Source organism: Gottschalkia purinilytica (assembly GCF_001190785.1).
Taxonomy (GTDB): Bacteria; Bacillota; Clostridia; order Tissierellales; family Gottschalkiaceae; genus Gottschalkia_A; species Gottschalkia_A purinilytica.
This window is the reverse complement of sequence record NZ_LGSS01000002.1, coordinates 300,068-322,015: the sequence shown is the minus strand read 5'-3', so window position 1 is coordinate 322,015 and position 21,948 is coordinate 300,068. Positions and strand designations below refer to the sequence as shown.

24 protein-coding genes, 1 rRNA gene and 1 other annotated feature are annotated in these 21,948 nt (G+C 29.0%); of the genes, 24 read left to right on the top strand and 1 reads right to left on the bottom strand.

Annotation, left to right across the window (positions count from 1 at the left end):
• Positions 1-112: 112 nt before the first annotated feature.
• The 16 genes from rrf to rsmI all read left to right on the top strand — a co-directional run bounded on the left by rrf (position 113) and on the right by rsmI (position 12,772).
• Positions 113-229: ribosomal RNA gene (gene rrf, locus CLPU_RS03285) — 5S ribosomal RNA — on the top strand.
• A 370-nt stretch (positions 230-599) separates the two neighbouring features.
• Positions 600-1,442: a fumarate hydratase gene (locus tag CLPU_RS03280; protein WP_050354212.1), complete on the top strand. Its 843-nt coding sequence runs from the start codon at positions 600-602 to the stop codon at positions 1,440-1,442.
• A 78-nt stretch (positions 1,443-1,520) separates the two neighbouring features.
• Positions 1,521-2,072 (top strand): Fe-S-containing hydro-lyase, encoded by a 552-nt coding sequence (locus CLPU_RS03275; protein ID WP_050354211.1) that lies wholly within the window; start codon positions 1,521-1,523, stop codon positions 2,070-2,072.
• Between the two features lie 12 nt (positions 2,073-2,084).
• Positions 2,085-3,239 (top strand): NAD(P)-dependent malic enzyme, encoded by a 1,155-nt coding sequence (locus CLPU_RS03270; protein ID WP_050354210.1) that lies wholly within the window; start codon positions 2,085-2,087, stop codon positions 3,237-3,239.
• 88 nt (positions 3,240-3,327) lie between these two features.
• Positions 3,328-3,537, top strand: a complete 210-nt coding sequence (locus CLPU_RS03265; RefSeq protein ID WP_050354209.1) for a sigma factor G inhibitor Gin — start codon at positions 3,328-3,330, stop codon at positions 3,535-3,537.
• Between the two features lie 260 nt (positions 3,538-3,797).
• The gene (locus CLPU_RS03260; RefSeq protein ID WP_050354208.1) at positions 3,798-5,219 is read left to right on the top strand and encodes an aminotransferase class I/II-fold pyridoxal phosphate-dependent enzyme; all 1,422 of its coding nucleotides are present in this window, start codon (positions 3,798-3,800) and stop codon (positions 5,217-5,219) included.
• A gap of 126 nt (positions 5,220-5,345) precedes the next feature.
• Complete coding sequence (gene tmk / locus CLPU_RS03255) at positions 5,346-5,966, top strand: dTMP kinase (RefSeq protein WP_050354207.1); 621 nt, start codon at positions 5,346-5,348, stop codon at positions 5,964-5,966.
• A 12-nt stretch (positions 5,967-5,978) separates the two neighbouring features.
• Complete coding sequence (locus CLPU_RS03250; RefSeq protein WP_050354206.1) at positions 5,979-6,302, top strand: cyclic-di-AMP receptor; 324 nt, start codon at positions 5,979-5,981, stop codon at positions 6,300-6,302.
• Positions 6,303-6,356: 54 nt separating this feature from the next.
• Positions 6,357-6,686, top strand: coding sequence for a cyclic-di-AMP receptor (locus tag CLPU_RS03245; RefSeq protein ID WP_050354205.1), 330 nt, complete (start codon positions 6,357-6,359; stop codon positions 6,684-6,686).
• 54 nt (positions 6,687-6,740) lie between these two features.
• Positions 6,741-7,196 (top strand): YaaR family protein, encoded by a 456-nt coding sequence (locus tag CLPU_RS03240; protein ID WP_050354204.1) that lies wholly within the window; start codon positions 6,741-6,743, stop codon positions 7,194-7,196.
• Positions 7,197-7,209: 13 nt separating this feature from the next.
• Entirely contained in the window at positions 7,210-8,202 is a 993-nt protein-coding gene (holB, locus tag CLPU_RS03235) for a DNA polymerase III subunit delta' (RefSeq protein WP_050354203.1), read from the top strand.
• A gap of 68 nt (positions 8,203-8,270) precedes the next feature.
• Positions 8,271-9,449: an RNA-guided endonuclease InsQ/TnpB family protein gene (locus CLPU_RS03230; RefSeq protein ID WP_082154050.1), complete on the top strand. Its 1,179-nt coding sequence runs from the start codon at positions 8,271-8,273 to the stop codon at positions 9,447-9,449.
• A gap of 159 nt (positions 9,450-9,608) precedes the next feature.
• The gene (locus tag CLPU_RS03225) at positions 9,609-10,541 is read left to right on the top strand and encodes a PSP1 domain-containing protein (protein ID WP_050354201.1); all 933 of its coding nucleotides are present in this window, start codon (positions 9,609-9,611) and stop codon (positions 10,539-10,541) included.
• A 154-nt stretch (positions 10,542-10,695) separates the two neighbouring features.
• The gene (locus CLPU_RS03220; protein WP_050354200.1) at positions 10,696-10,869 is read left to right on the top strand and encodes a DUF362 domain-containing protein; all 174 of its coding nucleotides are present in this window, start codon (positions 10,696-10,698) and stop codon (positions 10,867-10,869) included.
• 284 nt (positions 10,870-11,153) lie between these two features.
• On the top strand, positions 11,154-11,909 hold the full coding sequence (locus CLPU_RS03215; RefSeq protein WP_050354199.1) for a tRNA1(Val) (adenine(37)-N6)-methyltransferase: 756 nt from the start codon (positions 11,154-11,156) through the stop codon (positions 11,907-11,909).
• A gap of 14 nt (positions 11,910-11,923) precedes the next feature.
• Entirely contained in the window at positions 11,924-12,772 is an 849-nt protein-coding gene (gene rsmI / locus CLPU_RS03210) for a 16S rRNA (cytidine(1402)-2'-O)-methyltransferase (RefSeq protein ID WP_050354198.1), read from the top strand.
• A 67-nt stretch (positions 12,773-12,839) separates the two neighbouring features.
• Here rsmI and CLPU_RS03205 read toward each other — a convergent pair whose 3' ends face one another.
• Complete coding sequence (locus CLPU_RS03205; RefSeq protein ID WP_050354197.1) at positions 12,840-13,079, bottom strand: AbrB/MazE/SpoVT family DNA-binding domain-containing protein; 240 nt, start codon at positions 13,077-13,079, stop codon at positions 12,840-12,842.
• Positions 13,080-13,447: 368 nt separating this feature from the next.
• Between CLPU_RS03205 and CLPU_RS03200 the strand changes: the two genes are divergently transcribed.
• The 8 genes from CLPU_RS03200 (at position 13,448) to rsmA (ending at position 21,945) form a co-directional block, all read left to right on the top strand.
• Positions 13,448-14,026: a nucleoside recognition domain-containing protein gene (locus CLPU_RS03200; protein ID WP_050354196.1), complete on the top strand. Its 579-nt coding sequence runs from the start codon at positions 13,448-13,450 to the stop codon at positions 14,024-14,026.
• Positions 14,019-14,561: a spore maturation protein gene (locus tag CLPU_RS03195; protein WP_235436093.1), complete on the top strand. Its 543-nt coding sequence runs from the start codon at positions 14,019-14,021 to the stop codon at positions 14,559-14,561. The genes CLPU_RS03200 and CLPU_RS03195 overlap by 8 nt, the downstream gene beginning before the upstream one ends.
• A 178-nt stretch (positions 14,562-14,739) precedes the next feature.
• Positions 14,740-14,985, top strand: a binding site (T-box leader).
• 47 nt (positions 14,986-15,032) lie between these two features.
• Entirely contained in the window at positions 15,033-16,985 is a 1,953-nt protein-coding gene (gene metG, locus CLPU_RS03190; RefSeq protein WP_050354195.1) for a methionine--tRNA ligase, read from the top strand.
• A 136-nt stretch (positions 16,986-17,121) separates the two neighbouring features.
• Complete coding sequence (locus CLPU_RS03185; protein ID WP_050354194.1) at positions 17,122-17,886, top strand: TatD family hydrolase; 765 nt, start codon at positions 17,122-17,124, stop codon at positions 17,884-17,886.
• A 365-nt stretch (positions 17,887-18,251) separates the two neighbouring features.
• A complete protein-coding gene (locus CLPU_RS17135) occupies positions 18,252-19,040 on the top strand; it encodes a hypothetical protein (protein ID WP_050354193.1) in 789 nt (262 codons plus the stop codon).
• A gap of 214 nt (positions 19,041-19,254) precedes the next feature.
• Positions 19,255-20,397, top strand: a complete 1,143-nt coding sequence (locus CLPU_RS03175) for a 3D domain-containing protein (RefSeq protein ID WP_050354192.1) — start codon at positions 19,255-19,257, stop codon at positions 20,395-20,397.
• Between the two features lie 146 nt (positions 20,398-20,543).
• Positions 20,544-21,089 (top strand): ribonuclease M5, encoded by a 546-nt coding sequence (gene rnmV, locus CLPU_RS03170; RefSeq protein ID WP_050354191.1) that lies wholly within the window; start codon positions 20,544-20,546, stop codon positions 21,087-21,089.
• Entirely contained in the window at positions 21,082-21,945 is an 864-nt protein-coding gene (gene rsmA, locus CLPU_RS03165; protein ID WP_050354190.1) for a 16S rRNA (adenine(1518)-N(6)/adenine(1519)-N(6))-dimethyltransferase RsmA, read from the top strand. Before rnmV ends, rsmA begins: the two co-directional genes overlap by 8 nt.
• Positions 21,946-21,948: the final 3 nt, after the last annotated feature.

Below are 21,948 nucleotides of genomic sequence, written 5' to 3'. Positions count from 1 at the left end.
GCAATGTCTTGAGCTTAGTGATACTAATAGGTCGAGGGCTTGACCAAGAAAGAAAGTAGCTGTGTAGTTTTGAAGGTACAAACCTTTAAAAGAATATATTAAGTTAAAGAAATCCAGTAACGATGGCGGAGGGGAAACACCTGTACCCATACCGAACACAGAAGTTAAGCCCTCCAGCGCTGATGGTACTTAGGCGGAAGCGCCTTGGGAGAGTAGGACGTTGCTGGGTTATTTTTATTTTTTGATAATTTAAAGGTTACAGAAGTAGCAAGCTAGAATCTATTTTCAGTTACTTGCAAATTACTTTGTTTAATTTCTAAAGTTATAACTAATATTAGCATCTTTTCAAAACAATCTAAATAAGTGCTCATCATCTTTTTTCTTTTAATTTTATCTCATCTTTTGAATTATTCCTTTATTATTTTCTCATATTGTATTTATGCTCCAAAATAACTATTCTAATGTTTTTTTATCTACCATTAAACCATATAATGCAAAATTATAATACTTATTATTTATTTCTCATCTTTTGACAATGTATTATTACTCATATATAATCTTAAATATAAATAAAGACAAGATATAAAAGAGGGATAATATTGAGAAAAATAAGTACGGAACTTATAATAAGAACAATTAAGGACATGTGTATAGATGCTAATTACCACTTAGGAAAAGATGTTATAGATAAAATAAAAGAGTCAGAAAGAAATGAAGAGTCTCCCATAGGAAAAGATATTCTTAATAAAATGATTATTAATACAGAAATAGCTAAAAATAAGCAAATTCCTATTTGTCAAGATACAGGTATGGCTGTATTTTTTATAGAAATAGGACAAGATGTTTATATAGAAGGTGGAAGTCTTACAGAATCTATAAATGAAGGTGTAAGACAAGGATATAAAGAAGGCTATTTGAGAAAATCTGTAGTTGAAGATCCTCTTATAAGAAAAAATACAAATGATAATACTCCAGCAGTAATTCACTATGATATAGTGAAAGGAGATAAGCTTAAGATAAGTTTTGCTCCTAAAGGATTTGGTAGTGAAAATATGGGGGCATTAAAAATGTTAAAGCCTTCTGATGGTGTGGAAGGTGTAAAAAGATTTATTATAGAGACAGTCGAAAAAGCAGGACCTAATCCGTGTCCTCCTATAGTGGTTGGAGTAGGGATAGGAGGAACTATGGAAAAATCATGCGAATTGGCTAAAAAGGCCTTACTTAGGGAGATTGATAAACATAATGAAAAACCTCATATAAAAGATTTAGAAATAGAGCTTTTAGAAAAAATAAATAACTTAGGTATAGGTCCACAAGGATTGGGAGGAAGAATTACTGCACTAGCAGTAAACATAGAGACATTTCCAACTCATATAGCAGGACTTCCTGTAGCTGTTAATATAAACTGTCATGTTGCAAGACATGTAGATGTTATATTGTAGAAATAAAAAAGATATTATAAAAAACAAAGAATAATATCTTTGATTTAAAGATAAGTAGTGAAAAGGAGATATAATGTTTTGAATGAGATAATAGTAAATACTCCATTAACGGAAGAGATAGTAACAAGCCTTAATACTGGTAATACAGTATATATAACAGGAACAATGTATACAGCAAGAGATGCTGCACATAAAAGAATGATAGAGGATTTAAATAGTGGCAAGGGGTTACCATTTGATATAAGAAACCAAATAATATACTATACTGGGCCTTGTCCATCTAGACCAGGGGAAATTACTGGTTCATCAGGACCTACTACAAGCTATAGAATGGATGACTATACACCTACATTACTTAAACAAGGATTAAAAGGAATGATCGGAAAAGGATTAAGAAATAGAGACGTGATAGATAGTATGATATCAAATAAAGCAATTTATTTTGCAGTAATAGGTGGAGCAGGTGCGCTGATAGCAGATTGTATAAAAAAGGTTGAAATAATAGCATATGAAGATTTAGGAACAGAGGCTATAAGAAGAATATATGTAGAAAAACTACCAGCTATTGTGGCTATAGATTCCCAAGGAAATAATTTGTATGAACAAGCAATAAGAAAATATAAAAGATAAAGAGGGATGAGTATGAATACGAACGAAAAATCATTATTACTTCACGAAGAGAACAAGGGAAAAATTTCTATAAAATCAAAAGTCAAAGTGGAAAATAAAGAAGATCTATCACTTGCGTATACTCCAGGAGTTGCAGAGCCTTGTAGAAGAATACATAATAACAAAGATGATATATATAAATATACTTCTAAAGGAAACACAGTTGCAGTAGTAACAGATGGTAGCGCAGTTCTTGGACTAGGAGATATTGGACCAGATGCATCCTTACCTGTTATGGAAGGAAAGTGTATATTATTTAAGGAATTTGCTGATGTAGATAGTATACCTATATGTATAGATTCAAATGATGTAGATACTATAGTGAACACTGTTAAGCTTATACAATCTTCTATTGGAGGAATAAATTTAGAAGATATATCAGCACCAAGATGTTTTCAAATAGAAGAAAGATTAAAAAATGAACTAAACATTCCAGTTTTTCATGATGATCAACATGGTACAGCTATAGTAGTATTAGCTGGAATTATGAATAGTTGTAGATTACTTAATAAGAAATTAGAAAATTTAAAAATAGTCATAAATGGTTCAGGAGCAGCAGGAATAGCCATATGTAAGCTTCTTTATAAAGTTGGAATAAAAGAAATTATACTTTGTGATACAAAAGGAGCTATATATAAAGGGAGAGAAAATTTAAACTGGATAAAAGAAGAAATATCTGAGATAACTAATATTAACTTAGAAAAAGGTACTCTTAAAGATATAATCTCAGGAAAAGATGTATTTATTGGAGTATCAGCTCCAGACATAGTTACAGGAGATATGGTAAAAAGTATGAATAAAGATGCTATAATATTTGCTTTAGCTAATCCAGTTCCAGAAATAATGCCTAATATAGCTAAAGAAAATGGAGCTAAAATAGTAGCTACAGGTAGATCTGATTTTAGCAATCAAATAAATAATGTATTAGCCTTTCCAGGGATATTTAGAGGGGCTTTAGATGTAAGAGCTAAAGAAATAACTGATGAAATGAAAATAGAAGCTGCAAAAGCTATAGCCTTTACTATAGACGATGAGGAATTAAGAGAAGATTATATTATACCAGATTCTTTTAACAAAAAAGTAATGCCAGCGGTAGCAGAAGCAGTAAAAAAAATAGTCACCTTTTAAGAACAATGACCATGCTTGAGGAATAATATGGTTTTATTAAGGCAACAATCTAAGTATAACATACTTAAACTTTTAAGGGGCTGATAATATGAACTCTACTAATTGTACAGTTTGTAGAGAAGTTAGAAAAGAAGGTGCAAATCTTCTTGGAGTACATATATGTGAAGTTTGTCTTAGTTCTATTGCCAATGTAGGAATGGATGATGTAAAATATGAATATTATAAGTGTATAATTAAGAAAATATGGCTAGACTATATAACAGGCATGAATAAAATAAATCCCCAAATAATTACATGATATAGGAGAAAATCCTATATTTTTTTTGCCTTTTTACTTATTGCATTTTTTATATGTTTATTAATATTGGAAATCTCGGGAAGTTACCCTAATTAATAATATTTCAAAACTTAAGTATATACTTACTATATGTAAATATTTAGTTATATTTAAATATAGGTTGATTAGAAATTATAATTTAGATAGTATTAAAAAGTGAGTGTATTTAAAGGAAAAAAAGTTTTAAAAGTAGAATTATTATAAACAATAGGAGGACTAAAATGAGGCTGCCTATATTAGAAGGTCTTATGAAATATTTGAAAGAAGATAGTACAAGGTTTCATATGCCAGGACATAAAGGAAAAAATTCATTAGAAAAATTAGGACAACTTATACCATACATAGATGTAACTGAAATTGAAGGAACAGATAATCTTCATAATCCTACATCTATAATATTAGAGAGTCAACGATTAGCAGCAAAAACGTTTGGAGCTAAAGAAACTCTTTACTGCGTAAATGGAACTACAGGAGGAATTTATACAGCTATAACAGGAACCGTAAATCCAGGAGGAAAAGTTCTTATACAAAGAGACTGTCATAAATCTGTTCATAATGCCCTTGTACTAGGAAGAATAGATCATAAGTTTATATATCCAATATACAGTAAAGAAGATAATATATTAACAGGAATAAATCCTGACGATATTGAGAAGGCACTTAGTGAAGATTCAGATATTGAAGCAGTAGTAATTACATATCCATCATATTATGGAATATGTAGTGATATAAAAAAAATAAGAGAAATAGTTCATAAATATAAAAAAATATTAATAGTAGATGAAGCACATGGAAGTCACTTAGCTTTTAGTAACAGACTTCCTATTTCTGCACTTGAAAGTGGAGCAGACATAGTAATACAAAGTACACATAAGACATTACCAGCATTTACTCAGAGTTCAATGCTTCATATAGGAACTGATAGGGTTGATGTAGAAAAAATAAAGCTAATGTCTACTGTTTATCAAACTACTAGCCCATCATATATACTAATGTCATCACTTGATTATGCTAGGGGATATATGGAAAAAGAAGGACAAGCTAAACTTAATACACTAATAAATAATATAGAGAAGTATACAAAATATCTAAACAATATAGATGGTGTAAAGATATTTAATATAAATAATAAATATAAGAATAACTTTTATGATTTTGATATAACTAAAATTTTATTTAGTATTAAAAATATTACAGGAAAGAAACTAGAGGAAATATTAAGATCAGAATATAATATACAGCTAGAGATGAGTGATTACTATTATGGATTGGCACTAGCGTCTGTAATGGATGAGGAAGAAGACTTCAAGAACTTAGTCTATGCCATAGAAGATATAGCAAAGAAATACAAGGAAAAAGATACGAGAAAAGATATATGTGATATTAGATTCATAACTCCAGAAGTAAAAATGCCATTATATGAAGCCTTTTATAAGGATAAAACTATTATAAATTTAAAAAATGGAGAAAGTAAAATATCTGGAAGCTTTGTAATACCTTATCCGCCTGGTGTGCCTATACTATGTCCAGGAGAAGTTATAACAAAAGAAATAATAGACTATATAGAAACTTTAATAGAAAACAATATCGAAGTTTTAGGGATATCAAAAAATGACAAAGAAATAAAAGTAAAAGTATTATAATTACTACTATGAATATCGTTATAAACTATTAAATAATATATATAAATACTTAAATAGTTAATATAAATTGCATGTAAGAACACATAAACATGAATAATAGCAATGGATACCGAAAGGAGACAACTAATGAAAAGCTACTTTATAACATTAGAAGGACCAGATGGGTCAGGAAAAAGCACCATGACTAGATTTTTATCAGAATATTTAACTCAGAAAGGATACGAAATAGTTATAACTAGAGAACCAGGTGGAACAGATATAAGTGAAGACATAAGAAAAATCATATTAGATAATAAAAATACCAATATAGCATATACTACAGAGGCCCTATTATATGCTGCATCTAGAGCACAGCACGTACATGAAAAGATATTACCAGCATTAAATGAAGGAAAGATAATTATATGTGATAGATTTGTTTTGTCTAGTTTAGTCTATCAGGGGATAGCAAGGGGGTTAGGAATAGAAGAAGTAAAAAAAATAAATGACTTTGCTACACAAGGATTAGAACCAGATCTTATACTACTGTTTGATATAGATCCAGAAGTATCTTTAAGAAGAAAAACTAAGAAAGGAAATGCTGACAGATTAGAAAAGGAAGATATAAGCTTTCATAAAAAAGTATATAGTGGGTATATGAATATAAAAGATATGTATTATGAAAAAATAAAGATAGTAGATGCATCTAAAGATAAACATGAAGTGTTTAACAACATCAAAGAGTTGGTCGATAATCTTATTAAATAGGAGTGTGTAGATATGAAACTTGTGATAACTATTATTCAAGATGATGACGTAACTAAACTAATTGATAAGCTTACTGAAAATAAATTCAGAGTAACTAAGCTTGCTTCAACAGGAGGATTTTTAAGAGCAGGGAATACTACTTTATTAATAGGAGTAGAAAAAGAAAGATTAGATGAACTAATAAAGACGATAGAAGAGGTATGCGAGACTAGAGAAGTTATAATGGATCCGCCTCCTTTAACAGAAGATAGTGTATTTATGACAGAGCCTTATAAAGTACAAGTTGGTGGAGCTACTATAATAGTACTAGATGTAGAAAGATATGAAAAAGTATAAATTATCCCAAATATACATATTTGTATATAATGTATAAAAAGGAGGAGGTTTCTCATGAAACTTGTTATCGCGATTGTTCAGGATGAAGATGCTCCGAGGCTTATAGATGCACTTATGGATAAAGACTATAGTGTTACCAAGCTATCTTCAACAGGAGGATTCTTAAGATCAGGAAATACTACTTTATTAATAGGTGTAAATAAAGAAGAAGTGGATAATGTTATATCTATAATAGAAGAATACTGTAAAACTAGAAAACAGATTACAGCAGCACCCATACCTGCTACATGGGTATCTTCAGTCTATATGCCTCATACAGTTGAAGTACAAGTTGGTGGAGCTACCATATTTGTTTTAGATATTAGTCAATTTGAAAAAATATAAGTTTCTATACTATGTACTTTAGATAAAAGAGTAAGTTATTGGGAGAGATATGATATGATAAAGATAGGGGAAGTAAAAAGTCAATCTTCACATCAAATTGATAATTTAAATAGAACTAATAAAGATAAGAAGGAAGGAATAAGAGGAGACTTTTTAAAAGAATTAGAAAAGCTAGATGAAATGAGTACAAAAGAGAAATTAGATGTACTTCTTGGTAAAATAGATAAACAGGCAGAGAAACTTTCAAAAAATATGGATATTAAAGACTTATTAATATACAAAAAATTAATATCTGAGTTTATGAAAGAGTCTGTTAATTCTATGGTAAAGTTTAGTAAAAATAGTTTTTTAGACAGAAGAGGAAGACATAGAGTTCATGGAATTATAAAAAAAGTAGATGAAGAACTTGGCAATCTAACAGAAGATATATTATCAAAAGAGAAAGATAATATAAAGGTATTAAAAACACTAGAAGATATTAGGGGACTAATCTTAGATATATATATGTAACCGGAGGAATATGATGGATTTTAATGATATAGTAGGACATGAAAGTATTATAAATAGCCTTAAAAATGCCATAAGCTCTAATAAAGTAGCTCATAGCTACTTATTTGAAGGAGCGAAATCCATAGGAAAAGAAAAATTAGCAAAGACATTTGCAAAAGCATTATTATGTAAAGATGGAGATAATAAGCCTTGTGAAAAATGTTCATCTTGTATAAAATTTGAGTCTGGAAATCATCCAGACTTTTGTTTGGAAAACCCTTTAGGAGACTCTTTTAAAAAAGAACAGATAGAGTCTATACAAAAAGATATAAAAATGATGCCTTACGAGGGAAATAGAAAGGTTTATATATTAAATAATATAGATAAAATGACACAAGAAGCTCAAAATAGTTTCCTAAAAACATTAGAAGAACCTCCTGAATATGTAACTATTATACTTATAGTTACGAATAGCCATAGTATACTTCCAACGATATTATCAAGATGTCAAATAATTAAATTTGCACCTATAAGTAATGATAAAGTAGAAAAAGCTCTTGTAGATATATATAAAATAGAACGAGAAGAAGCTAGATTTTTAAGTTCTTTTTCCAATGGTATAATAGGAAAAGCTATAAATTTATACCAAAATGAAGGATTTAAAAAGTTAAGGGAAGAAGTTATAACGGTTATAGATACAACGTTAAGTGGTGATAAATTTAAAATATTTTCTTTAAGTGAATTTTTTGATGAAAATAAAGAAAACATAGAAGATATTTTAGATATGATGTTAATGTGGTTTAGGGATATGTTAATATACAAAGAGGCAGGAAATAGTGAATATATAATAAATATGGATAAGATTGACATCATATCAAAACACTGCAAAAGTCTTTCTCAAGAAAAAATACATGATATAATAGAAACTATAATAAAGACTAAAGACAGTATATCTTCAAGAGTAAATTATCAACTTGCTATAGAGGTTATGCTTTTAAGCATACAGGAGGATTATATTAGTTGTTAGAAATATAGATAAGAGTAATTAAGTGTAATAAGATATACTTACTCAGGGAAAGTAATTATATTTTGGAGATGAAGAAGTTGAAAAGAGCATACAAGATAGAAATTAAGCCAACAGCAGAACAGAAGATGAAGATTCATAGAACTATTGGAGTATGTAGATATATATATAACTTTTATATAGCTCATAATAAAGAATCTTATGAAAAAGAAAGAAAATTTATAAATGGAATGAATTTTTCTAAATGGCTTAATAACGAGTATATTCCTAATAATGAAGATAAAAAATGGATAAAAGAAGTATCTTCAAAGGCAGTAAAACAGTCTATTATGAATGGAGATAAAGCATTTAAAGACTTTTTTAAGGGTAAATCAAAGTTTCCTAAATTCAAGAAAAAGAAAAATCAAAATGTAAAAGTTTATTTTCCTAAAAATAATAAAACTGATTGGATAGTAGAAAGACATAGAATTAAAGTTCCAACATTAGGGTGGGTAAGACTTAAAGAATATGGATATATATCAACGAATTCTATTGTTAAAAGTGGTACAATTAGTCAAAAATTTGATAGATACTATGTATCTATATTAGTAGAAGAAGCAGTTAAAACAAATAATACAAAATATACAGAAGGTATAGGAATAGACTTAGGATTAAAAGATTTTGCTATTTGTTCAGATAAAAAGATTTTTAAGAATATAAATAAGACTTTAAGAGTTAAAAAAATAGAGAAGAAATTAAAAAGAGAACAAAGAAAACTTTCAAGAAAATATGAAAGTTTAAAATTAAATTCGAAAGATAAAAAAATGAAGGGAGGAACTGCTATTAGACAAAATATCCAAAAACAAATAGTGAAGGTACAAAAACTTCATCAAAGGCTAACCAATATTAGAACGGATTATGTAAATAAAATTATATCAGAAATAGTTAAGCAAAAACCAAGCTACATAACTATTGAAGATTTAAATGTTAGTGGAATGATGAAAAATAAGCATTTATCAAAGGTAATAGCTAATCAAAAGTTCTTTGAATTTAAAACTAAACTCATTTCTAAAGCTAAAGAAAATAACATTGAAATAAGGATAGTAAGTGTGTTTTATCCATCATCAAAAACTTGTAGTAATTGTGGAACAATCAAAAAAGATTTAAGGCTTTCAGATAGAATCTACAAGTGTGAATGTGGTTTAGAAATAGATAGGGACTTAAATGCAAGTATTAACCTTAAAAATGCTAAGAAATATAAGGCAGCTTAATTAAAACAAGCTCTTATATATGTACCGAAGGCTATTTCGGGAATTTACGACTGTGAAGAGTCATACAAACTGTAGTAGCTAAGGCAAAACAGGACTCGTTGAAACAGTAAAAATCTCGATATGGATATATTTGTCCGTATTTTGAGTAGCAGGTATAGTATGGTTACTGTAGTAGGAATTAGATTTAAAAAAGCAGGTAAAATATACTACTTTGACCCTGATAATATAGACGTATCTAAAGATGATTATGCTATAGTAGAAACAGCTAGGGGAGTAGAGTTCGGTCAAGCTGTGGTGGGTCCAAAAGAAGTCAGTGAAGAAGAAATAGTTCCGCCACTAAAAAAGGTGCTAAGACTAGCAACAGAAGAAGATATACAAAAGCACAATGAAAATAAAGAGAAAGAAACATATGCTTTTGATATTTGTCTTAAAAAAATAGAAGAGCATGGTCTAGATATGAAGCTTATTGATGTTGAATATACATTTGATAATAATAAAGTTATATTTTACTTTACGGCAGATGGAAGAGTTGATTTTAGAGAACTTGTAAAAGATTTAGCATCAATATTTAAAACTAGAATAGAATTGAGACAAATAGGAGTTAGAGACGAAGCAAAAATGATAGGTGGACTAGGACCTTGTGGTAAACCATTATGTTGCGCTACTTTCTTAGGAGAATTTGAACCTGTATCTATTAAAATGGCAAAAGAACAAAACTTATCTCTTAACCCTACAAAAATATCAGGAATATGTGGCAGACTTATGTGTTGCTTAAAATATGAACATGAAACATATGAAAAAATATTGGAAAAACTTCCACCAGTAGGTGCAACAGTAATGACACCTAGGGGAAAAGGTATAGTAATGGAAACAGTTACTCTGTTAGAATTAGCTAAAGTAAAGGTAAAAGGTGAAGATGATACAGAAGAAATTGTTCCATTTTTAATAGAAGAGATAGAATTATTAGAAAAAGCTAATACTAAAAAAGATACAAAAGAAAGAACAGAAGTGGATATAACCAAAATTGCTAAAGAAGAAGGTATAGATGTAGAAGATATAGAGATGTTAGAAGATTTATTAAAAGAGGATTAAGTTAAACAATCATAAAGAAAAAAATGTAGAAAAATGTCGTAATTTATGTTTATAATATTTATACGAAAATTAATAAAAACTCTTTTAAAGTGTATAAATAAGTGCTAAAATTATCATGAGGCTATAAAAGAACTTAACTAAGGAGGTGACCTTAATGGCTTACAAAATTACAGATGCTTGCATCAGTTGTGGAGCTTGTGAACCAGAGTGTCCTGTTAGCGTAATTAGCGCAGGAGATGATAAATACGTAATAGATGAAGAAGGTTGTATAAGTTGTGGAGCATGTTCAAATGTTTGTCCTGTAGATGCTCCAGTTGATGCAGAATAGGAATAATAAGAAAAGACCCATAGGGTCTTTTTTATTGCTTTTAAAACATGTTTTCTTCTAATCATATAGTAAAAGGACATTCATACTAAATTTATATATAAAAATTCACATATTATTTTAATTTTATAATAAGCTAGTTAGAATATATTTATAATATTACTTATTTATGAAAATTAATAAAAAAATAACTTTAGAGAAATTTTATCTTTTAATAAACTTTATTATAGTAAATGAAAATAAATGTTATAATACTAGTGAAATAAAAAACACTAGGAGCGGAAATAATGGAAAATATACAATTAAAAGAAAATGAAAGAATAGATGATCTTCAATGTAAAGGATATAAAATAATTCAAAATAAAGAAGGTTTTTGTTTTGGAATGGATGCTGTGCTGTTATCTAATTTTTGTGATATAAAAAGTGGATCAACAGTTGTGGATTTAGGAACAGGAACAGGTATAATACCAGTACTTATATATGCTAAAAATAATGTTAGTAAAGTTTATGGAGTAGAAATCCAAGAAGAAGTAGCAGAAATGGCAAATAGAACAATGAAAATGAATAATATTGAAAATGATGTAGAAATACTTAATATAGATTTAAAAAATGCTCCTGAGAAACTTGGTATAAATAAATTTGATGTAGTTACATCAAATCCACCTTATATGATTTCAGGAGGTGGACTTATAAATATAAAGGATAAAAAGGCAATATCAAGACATGAAATAACATGTAACCTGGAAGACATAATAAGAGTATCTAGTAAACTTTTAAAGCATAATGGAAGGTTTTTTCTAGTACATAGACCAAATAGAATAGTAGATATATTATGTTTATTAAGACAATATAAGTTAGAGCCTAAAAGTATAAGGTTTGTTCATCCTAAAATTGGAAAACAACCTAATTTAGTACTGATAAAGAGTATTAAAGCTTCAAAACCAGAACTTAAGTTTGAAAAACCTTTATATGTATATAATGACGACGGAACATATACAAAAGAGATATATGAAATATACGGCATGGAAAATATTGATATTTAAAGGAGCGATATAAATTGGATGTAATAGGAAAGCTTTTCATATGTCCAACGCCTATAGGCAATTTAGAGGATATAACATTAAGAACATTGAATACATTGAAAGAAGTAGACTTAATAGCTGCAGAAGATACAAGACATACTATTAAACTATTAAATTACTTTGATATTAAAAAGCCTCTTACTAGTTATCATGAACATAATAAGAAAGAAAAAGGAAAGTTTCTGATAGAAAAGCTTTTGAAAGGAGAAAATATTGCATTAGTTTCAGATGCAGGTATGCCAGGTATATCAGATCCAGGAGAAGATTTAGTTAGACTATCTATAGAACACGGAATAGGTGTCACTGCTTTACCAGGAGCTACTGCTTCTATATTAGGACTTATTCTTTCAGGACTTCCTACATCTAAATTTACGTTTGAAGGGTTTCTCTCATCTAATAAAAAGGAGAGAAAAGAAGAACTTAGAAAACTTGAAAAAGAACATAGAACTATAATATTTTATGAATCTCCTCATAGATTAAAAGTACTATTACAAGACATAAAAGAAATATTAGGAATTAGAAAAATAGCTATATCAAGGGAACTTACTAAAAAATATGAAGAAATATTTAGAGGAAATACTGAAGAAGCTATAGAGAAATTCTCAAAAGAAGATCCAAGAGGAGAATTTGTAGTTGTATTAGAAGGAACTTCTATAGAGGATATAGAAAAAATGAAAAGTGAAGTATGGGAAAATATGAGTATAAAAGATCATATATTAATGTATATGGAACAAGGGATAAATAAAAAAGATGCAATAAAGAAGGTAGCAAAGGAAAGAAATATATCTAAAAGTGAAGTTTATAAAGAAAGTATATCAATATAAAAAAAATAGGAGCATATGCTCCTATTTTTATTAATAAAATAAAGAGGGTACTTCAATCAATCTATGTTTATTTTTGTAAAGTTTCTAAGCATTCTGGACAAATATTTTTACCTTTGAAAACATGAACATCTTTAGCTTGTCCGCAGAATATGCACGCTGGTGCATATTTTTTAAGTATTATTTGCTCTCCATCTACGTAAATTTCTAGAGAGTCTCTCTCAGCAATGTCAAGAGTTCTTCTTAATTCTATAGGGATAACAACTCTACCTAGTTCGTCTACTTTTCTTACTATACCTGTTGACTTCATAATTTCATCCTCCCGTTTATAATGCGTCAAAAATCGACTTGTTTTTACAAATTAAATAGTACCATATATACCAATAAAAGTCAACATATAAAATACTATATAATATTTAAAAAATTAAAATAAGGTTATAAGCCATTCATAAACACGCATTCCATAGTTTTCTAGAAAATACCTAAAAATGTATAAGACAAATTTAGATAAAATTCTACAATTCTTTATATATCATTTTAAAAAAAATGTCAAGTTATTAAATCTATATTATGTAATTTATTGTACAAGTCTTGCATATAAGTTTATATAAAAAGATATAGAAAATTTAAGAATAACTGATCTAGGGTTAGCAAATTAAAAGGTTAGGAGAGTTTTAAATGATAAACTATATTTGGTTTTTTCTCATATTTATAAGTATAGTTGTTTCTGTGTTAAATGGTAACATAAATGTAATAAATGAATCAATAATAAAAGATGCAGAGGAAGCAGTAAAATTTGCAATAAGTCTTATAGGAATAATGTCAATTTGGATGGGGCTTATTAATATAGCTGAAAAATCAGGTCTTATAAAAAGTTTCAGTAAAATACTAACTCCTATTACATCTTTTTTATTTCCAGAAGTACCTAAAAATCATCCAGCTATGAGTGCAATAGTAATGAATATGGTTACAAATATGTTTGGAGCAGGAAATTCAGCTACTGCTATAGGAATAAAGGCTATGGAAGAAATGAATACATTAAATAAAAATAAAAAAAGATCAACGAATGCTATGTGTATGTTTCTAGTTATAAATATGTCATCTATACAAATAGTTCCTTTAACGATATTGAAAATACGGGCAGATGCAGGATCAGTTAATCCTACAGAAATTATAGGAACTAGTTTAGTAGCAACTACAGTTTCAACTATAGTTGGAATAATTGCTGTAAAAATATTGCAAGGGAAGGGTGATTAATATATCTGGAATAATAAATATTATATCAATATCAATTATCCCCTTTATAATGACAATTATATTGATACATGGGTACATAAAAAGAGTAGATTTATATGAATGTTTTGTAGATGGTGCTAAAGAAGGATTGAAGTCAGCTATAAAAATAATGCCATATTTAATTGCAATATTTTTAGCAATAGGAGTTTTTAGGAAATCAGGAGCTATGGATATTTTGGTTAAGGTACTTAGTCCTATAGGAAAGATAGTAGGAATACCTAAAGAAACAATACCTTTATTTGTAATAAGACCAATATCAGGAAGTGCATCATTAGCAATGGTACAAGATATTATAAATAACTATGGACCAGATTCTTTTATTGGCAGAGTAGCATCAACTATGATGGGTTCTGCAGAAACAATATTTTATACTATGGCAGTATATTTTGGTGCAGTAGGCGTTAAAGATTCTAGACACACTTTACCTGCTGCTTTGATTTCACATTTGGCAGGAGCAGTGGCTTCAGTTATAATATGTAGACTTATATTTTTATAAACTTTTATAAAATGTTAAGCAAATATTCTTATTAGCAAAAATAATATCTTGAATATATTTAATATAAATTTTTTAGTACATTAGAATTCAAAAGGAATAAATAGGTAGTATTGACAAAAGAGCTTTTATTTTGTATAGTTTTTGATGAAACAGTGTACAATAGATAAAAATTATACAATTAAAAGCAGTGAAGGGAAGAGTAAGTTTAGTTTCTATCTAAAAGAGAGCTAGATTAGGTGAAAGCTAGCGTTAGAAGTTATTCTGAAGATGGCCCCTGAGCTATATAGCTGAAAGCTTTAGTAGGCTGTGTCGGATTTGTATCCGTTAATATACAAGGTTAAAATATAACCTACCAAGATCTAAACTGTGAAGTTTAGATAAATTAGAGTGGTAACACGAGAAATATAAAACCTTCGTCTCTAAAATTTAGAGATGAGGGTTTTTTTATATTATAAAGGAGGTACAAATAAAATGAGTAAAAAAACTTTTTACGTTACTACACCTATATATTATCCAAGTGATAACTTACACATAGGACATACTTATACTACAGTTGCAGCAGATAGTATAGCTAGGTTTAAAAAAATAATGGGATATGATGTTAAGTTTGTAACAGGAACAGATGAGCACGGACAAAAAATTGAAACCGTAGCAAAAGAAAAAGGATTAAAACCTAAAGAATTCTTAGATGAAATAGTTTCAAATATAAAAACTCTATGGAAAACACTAGATATATCATATGATCACTTTATAAGAACTACAGATGAACAACATAAAGAAATAGTACAAAAAATATTTCAAAAGTTATATGATCAAGGTGATATTTATAAAGGAGTTTATGAAGGGCATTATTGTACTCCTTGTGAGGCGTTTTGGACAGAAGCTCAATTAATAGATGGAAAATGTCCAGATTGTAAAAGAGATGTAAAGCTTGCTAAAGAAGAAGCATACTTTTTTAGACTTTCAAAATATCAAGATAGAATATTAAAGTTTCTAGAAGAAAATGAAGAATTCTTAACTCCAGAGTCAAGAAGAAATGAAATGATAAATAACTTCTTAAAGCCAGGACTAGAAGACTTATGCGTGACTAGGTCATCATTTGATTGGGGAATAAAAGTTCCTTTTGATGAAAAACATGTTATTTATGTTTGGATAGATGCATTAAGCAATTATATTACAGCGTTAGGATACCTTACAGATAATGATTCAGAATATAAAAAATATTGGCCAGCAGATGTACATCTTGTAGGAAAAGAAATAGTAAGATTTCATGCTATTATATGGCCGTCTATATTAATGGCATTAGGATTAGAACTACCTAAAAAGGTTTTTGGACATGGATGGATATTGTTTGAAAATGATAAAATGTCAAAATCAAAAGGAAACGTAATATACCCAGAACCATTAATAGAGTTATATGGTGTAGATGCATTAAAGTATTTCTTATTAAGAGAATTTTCGTTTGGTCAAGATGGATCATTTGCAAAAGAGAAGTTCTTACAAAGAATAAATTCAGATCTAGCAAATGACCTAGGAAACCTAGTAAGTAGAACAGTATCAATGATAGAAAAATATAATGATGGAATAATACCTAACCCCACAACTAGTGGAGAATTTGATGATGATTTAAGAAATATAGCAATATCAGCTTCTAAAAAGGTAGAAGAACATATTGATAAATTGAGCTTTAGCAATGCATTAGAAGAAATATGGAAGCTTATAGGCAGAGCTAATAAATATGTAGATGAAACTACTCCTTGGATACTAGCTAAAGAAGGAGATAAAAAGGAAAGATTAAATACAGTTCTATATAACTTAGCAGAAGCATTAAGAATAATATCAGTTCTTATAAGACCAGTTCTAGAGAAAACTTCCGATAGTATATGGGAACAATTAGGTATAAAAGAAGGAGAAGGAACTAACTGGGAAAGTCTAAGTACATGGGGAGAATTAAAGTCAGGAGTAAAAGTTATAAAAGCAGGTCCAATGTTCCCAAGATTAGATCTTAAAAAAGAACTAGATAGACTAAATGAAGCTAATGATAAATTTGTTAAGATGAGAAAAGGAGAACTTAATAAGGAAGAAGAAAAAGAAGATGATAATATAATAACTATAGATGATTTTGATAAAATTGATTTAAGAGTAGCTGAAGTAATTAAGGCGGAAAAACATCCTGATGCAGACAAATTATTAGTATTACAACTTCAAGTTGGAGATGAAACAAGACAAGTTGTATCAGGTATATCAAAGTATTATAATCCAGAGGACTTAATAGGTAAAAAGGTAATATTGGTATATAATTTAAAGCCTGTGAAATTAAGAGGAATAGAATCACATGGTATGATTTTAGCAGCAGATAAAGGAAAGAAACTTACCTTGGCAAGTACATTAGAAGACATTAAAAGTGGAGCTAAAGTAAGATAAATGGAAGTTCTATTTGAAAAATATCAAATTAAAGATTAAACTATATGCTTAATTTGATAAATTTAATAGATGTCATTTTTACAGAAAGAGAGTCTTGCAACTATTAGATGATGTGTGAAACTAAGGAGGAAGGAATATGCTAATAGATAGTCATGCTCACTTAGATGATAAAAGATTTGATGATGATAGAGATAAACTTATAAAAGGTTTAGAAAAATCTGGAGTAGAATTAGTAATAAATCCAGGAGCTGACGTATCGTCATCAGTAAAGGCAGTATCAATGGCCCAAGAATATGATAATATATATGCAGCAGTAGGGGTTCATCCTCATGATTCTAAGGATATGGATGAATCTACAATAGAAATACTACGATCTCTTGCTAAAAAGGATAAAGTTATAGCAATAGGGGAAATAGGATTAGATTATCACTATGATAATTCTCCAAGAGATATTCAAAAAAAGTGGTTTAAAGAACAAATAAAGTTAGCAAAAGAGCTTAGCTTACCTATAATAGTTCACGAAAGAGAAGCAGGACAAGAAGTGTATGATATTATAAAACAAGAAGCAGATGGAAATCTTTTAGGAGTTATACATTGCTTTTCTGGAAGTCTAGAAATGGCAAAAAAATATATAGAGTTAGGATTTTATATATCATTTGCAGGACCCGTTACATTTAAGAATGCCAAAAAGCCAAAGGAAGTTGCAAAAGAAATACCGTTAGAAAGGCTATTGATAGAAACAGATTCGCCATATATGTCACCAGAACCTTATAGAGGTAAAAGGAATGATCCTTCTTATGTGAGATATATAGCTGAAATGATTGCAGAGCTAAAAGATATTTCTTTTAATGAACTAGTAAAAATAACAAATGAAAATACAAAACGACTATTTAATATATAAATAGATTAAAAAAACAACATAACAAAATATATCAATTAAAGACATTATAGTTATTTTAAGGCTATATGAATTATAAAAAGATTTCTTAAAATAACAATAATGTCTTATTTTTTTGTCACATTTCCTAGGAAATTTTCGATATAGGACTAAAATATGTAGACTAAAATATAGTCTATTTTACCTATTATTGGTTAAAATTAGTTGTGTAGCTAAAGAGAGGCAAATCTGTTGACGATAATAATTCAAAGCTTTATTGACATGGAGTATATGCAACACTTCTAAGTTATTTTAATAGTAACGTTTATATATCAAGATCCATATAATGTTATAGATTAATATAATTTTATTTTAAAGGAGTGTTGAATATGTTAAGGTATAGAGGACCTCGTAAAGAAGAGCCAAAAAGAAAACCAACTTATCCAAAGAAGCCTGAAGAAAAATGTCCTGAGCCAAGACCATGCCCGAGACCAAAGCCATGTCCTGAACCAAGGCCATGTCCGAGGCCAAAGCCATGTCCTGAACCAAGGCCATGTCCGAGGCCAAAGCCATGTCCTGAGCCAAGGCCATGTCCAAAACCAAAACCATGTCCAAAGCCAAAGAAACCAAAGTGTCCAGAACTAAGACCAATTAGAAAACCTAAATATCCTGACCGTAGATATCCTATGATGCCAGCGTACCCTTGTCCTCCTCGTCATATGTATCCAATACATCGAGGAATGGACCTTAACTTAATGGTAATGACTAATCCAAAGTTAAGAAAATGTGTAATGCGTTGCTTAAAGCATTGTAGATGTTCAAATCCTATACCTAGGATGGAAGATGGTTACTTAATGGCTACAGATTATGAATATGATTCTTTAATAGAGTCAGATTTTTATGATAACTATGACTATTATGAAGATAGTTATGATTATTATAATTATGACGATATAGACTCTTCATACTTAGAAGATATATATCCAGAAGCCTATGATTTTAGTGAATATGAAGATTATGGACTATATCCTTTATATCCACTTGATGAACAGGACATAGAGATAGAAGACATAGATTTATATGAAAATGAGGACATAGAAATAGAGAATATAGAAATAGAAGATATAGATTTAGAAGAAGAATTAGAAATAGAAGAAGTGGATGACCTAGAAGAATAGAAAATACATTCAATATTTGTTAATATTTATTTAATATGCATATAAATAGAAAAAACATCATATAATAAAATTATTCAAACTAAGGCTAGGTGGTTAATTCATTTAGCCTTAGTGATTTATTACAAATCAGTTACATAATGATAAAAGAAATTTGACAAAAGAATTAAATTAGAATACAATACAAAAGAGCCCAAAAAAACTAGGAGGTTATACTATGGAAAAATTAACTAAGAAAAAAAGATTTATTGCTATGATCTATATAACAGCAATAATTCTAGTTACTGCAACAGTTGGAGTAGGGGTATATGACTTTAATGTTAAAGAAGGCTCATTAATAGTTGATGGAAAGAAAACAGAAGTAAAAACAAAATCAGATACAGTAAAAGATCTATTAAATGAGAAAAAGTTGAAGATGAACGAAAAAGATGAAATAAATTTAGCCTTAGATGAGAAAATAAAAGACGGATTTAATATAGAAATTAAAAGAGCATTACCAGTAGCTATAAATATTGAAAATAAGAGAACAGAAATAAAAACAACAAAGAACACAGTAAAACAGGTACTAGATTCGCTATCAGTATATTATGATGAAAATGACAAAATAAACCCTTCTTTAGATACTAAGATTTCATCAAACTTGGAGATTAACGTTGTAAAAGTTGATGAATTAGTTCAAACTCAAACAGAGGAAATCAAATATGAAGTTGTAACTAAAAATAACACTGGGTTAGAAAAAGGAAAGACACTAAAGGTTCAGGAAGGAATTAAAGGAATCAAAGAAACCAAATTCAAAGCAATATATGAAAATGGAGTTCTTGTTTCGAAAGAGCCTATTGAGTCAAATGTTATAAGAGAACCTATTTCAGAAGTGTTAGAAAAAGGCACTAAAGATATAGTTATAGCATCAAGATCATCGACAAGAAGAACTCCCCCTACTAATACTAATAATATTAACAACAAAAAAGCTGTAGGTTCTAATCAAGTAGCTAAAGTATCTTCAAACAAAACCACAGCGTCAAAAGGACCTTCATTAGAAGGTAAGAAAAGTATAATGATGACTGCTACAGCTTATGATTTATCATTTGAAAGTACAGGTAAAAGACCTGGAGATCAATATTATGGGCTTACTGCATCGGGAACTCAAGTAAGACCTGGAGTAGTTGCTGTAGATCCTAAGGTTATTCCACTAGGAAGTAAATTATATGTTGAATACGCGGATGGAAGTGGAGCATATGGATATGCTGTTGCAGAAGATACTGGAGGAGCTATAAAGGGAAATAGAATTGATTTATTCTTCTCAAGTCGTGCACAAGCATTAGCATTTGGAATAAAGCAAGTAAAAGTTTATATTTTATAATATATCATTTAACATTATCTCAGTTCATAAAAAGAAATCTCTGTCAAATTGATTTTGATGGAGATTTCTTTTTTATATAAAATTGACTAAAAAGTAAAACATATAATAATATAGAAGATATGAAAGTTTATAATATGAGGTGAACTATGATAAAGGAGATAATAGTAGTAGAAGGTAGAGACGATATAGCAGCTGTTAAAAAAGCAGTAGACGCTGAGATGATAGCAACTAGTGGATTTGGAATAACTAAAGAAACTTTACAAAGAATAAGAAAAGCAGGAGAAAGAAGAGGAGTTATAATATTTACAGATCCAGACTATGCTGGTGAAAAAATAAGAGAGATAGTTTCAAAAAATGTTAAGAATTGCAAACATGCTTTTTTGCCTAGAGATAAAGCTATAAAAGATGATGATATAGGTATAGAAAATGCTAGTCCAGAAGATATAATAGAAGCACTAAATATGGCTAGAGTTGAATCTATAAGTCCATCTTGTGAATTTTCACAATTAGATCTTATACATAATGGACTTATAGGAAGTGAGTCTTCAAGTGTAAAAAGAGATATATTAGGAAGAATATTAGGAATAGGATACTGTAATTCCAAGCAGTTTTTAAAAAGATTAAATAATTATGGAGTAACTAGAGAGGAATTTGCAGAAGCAATTAGGAGGCTAGAAAAATATAATGGATAAAAGATTACATTCACCTAATGCTATAAAAGAAATTATGGAAAAGTACGGATTTAAATTTTCTAAAAGCTTGGGTCAGAATTTTTTAATAGATGGAAATATAATTGAAAAAATATGTGATAAGTCAGAAATAACTAAAGAAGACGGAATAATAGAAGTAGGACCTGGAATAGGTGCTTTAACACAGCAACTATGTGAGAAAGCAGGAAAGGTAGTATCTGTTGAATTAGATAAAACTTTGATTCCTATACTTAAAGATACTTTAAAGGATTATGATAACTTTGAATTAGTTCATGGCGATATACTTAAAGTTAATATTAACGAAATAATTGAAGATAGACTTAAAGGATTAAATGTTAAAGTAGTGGCTAATTTACCATATTATATAACAACACCAATAATAATGAGATTACTTGAAGAGAGACTAGCCATAGAGAAAATAGTAGTAATGGTTCAAAAAGAAGTAGCAGTTAGAATGAAAGCATCACCAGGCAATAAAGATTATGGAGCTTTATCTGTTGCAGTTCAATACTATTCAAAACCAGAGATAATAGTTAATGTTCCTAAAAACGTATTTATACCAAAACCTAATGTAGATTCTGCCGTTATAATGCTTGATGTATACGATAAACCTCAAGTTAATGTTAAAGATGAAAAAACAATGTTTGAGATAGTAAGAGCAGCTTTTGGAAAGCGAAGAAAGACTATACTTAATGCGTTAAGTTCAAGTTCACTTAGACTAGAAAAAGATGAAATTAACGAAATATTAAATAAATGTAATATAGATCCTAAGAAAAGAGGAGAGGTTTTGAGCATAGAAGATTTTGCTAATATAGCAAATAATATATACTCTAAATAAAAA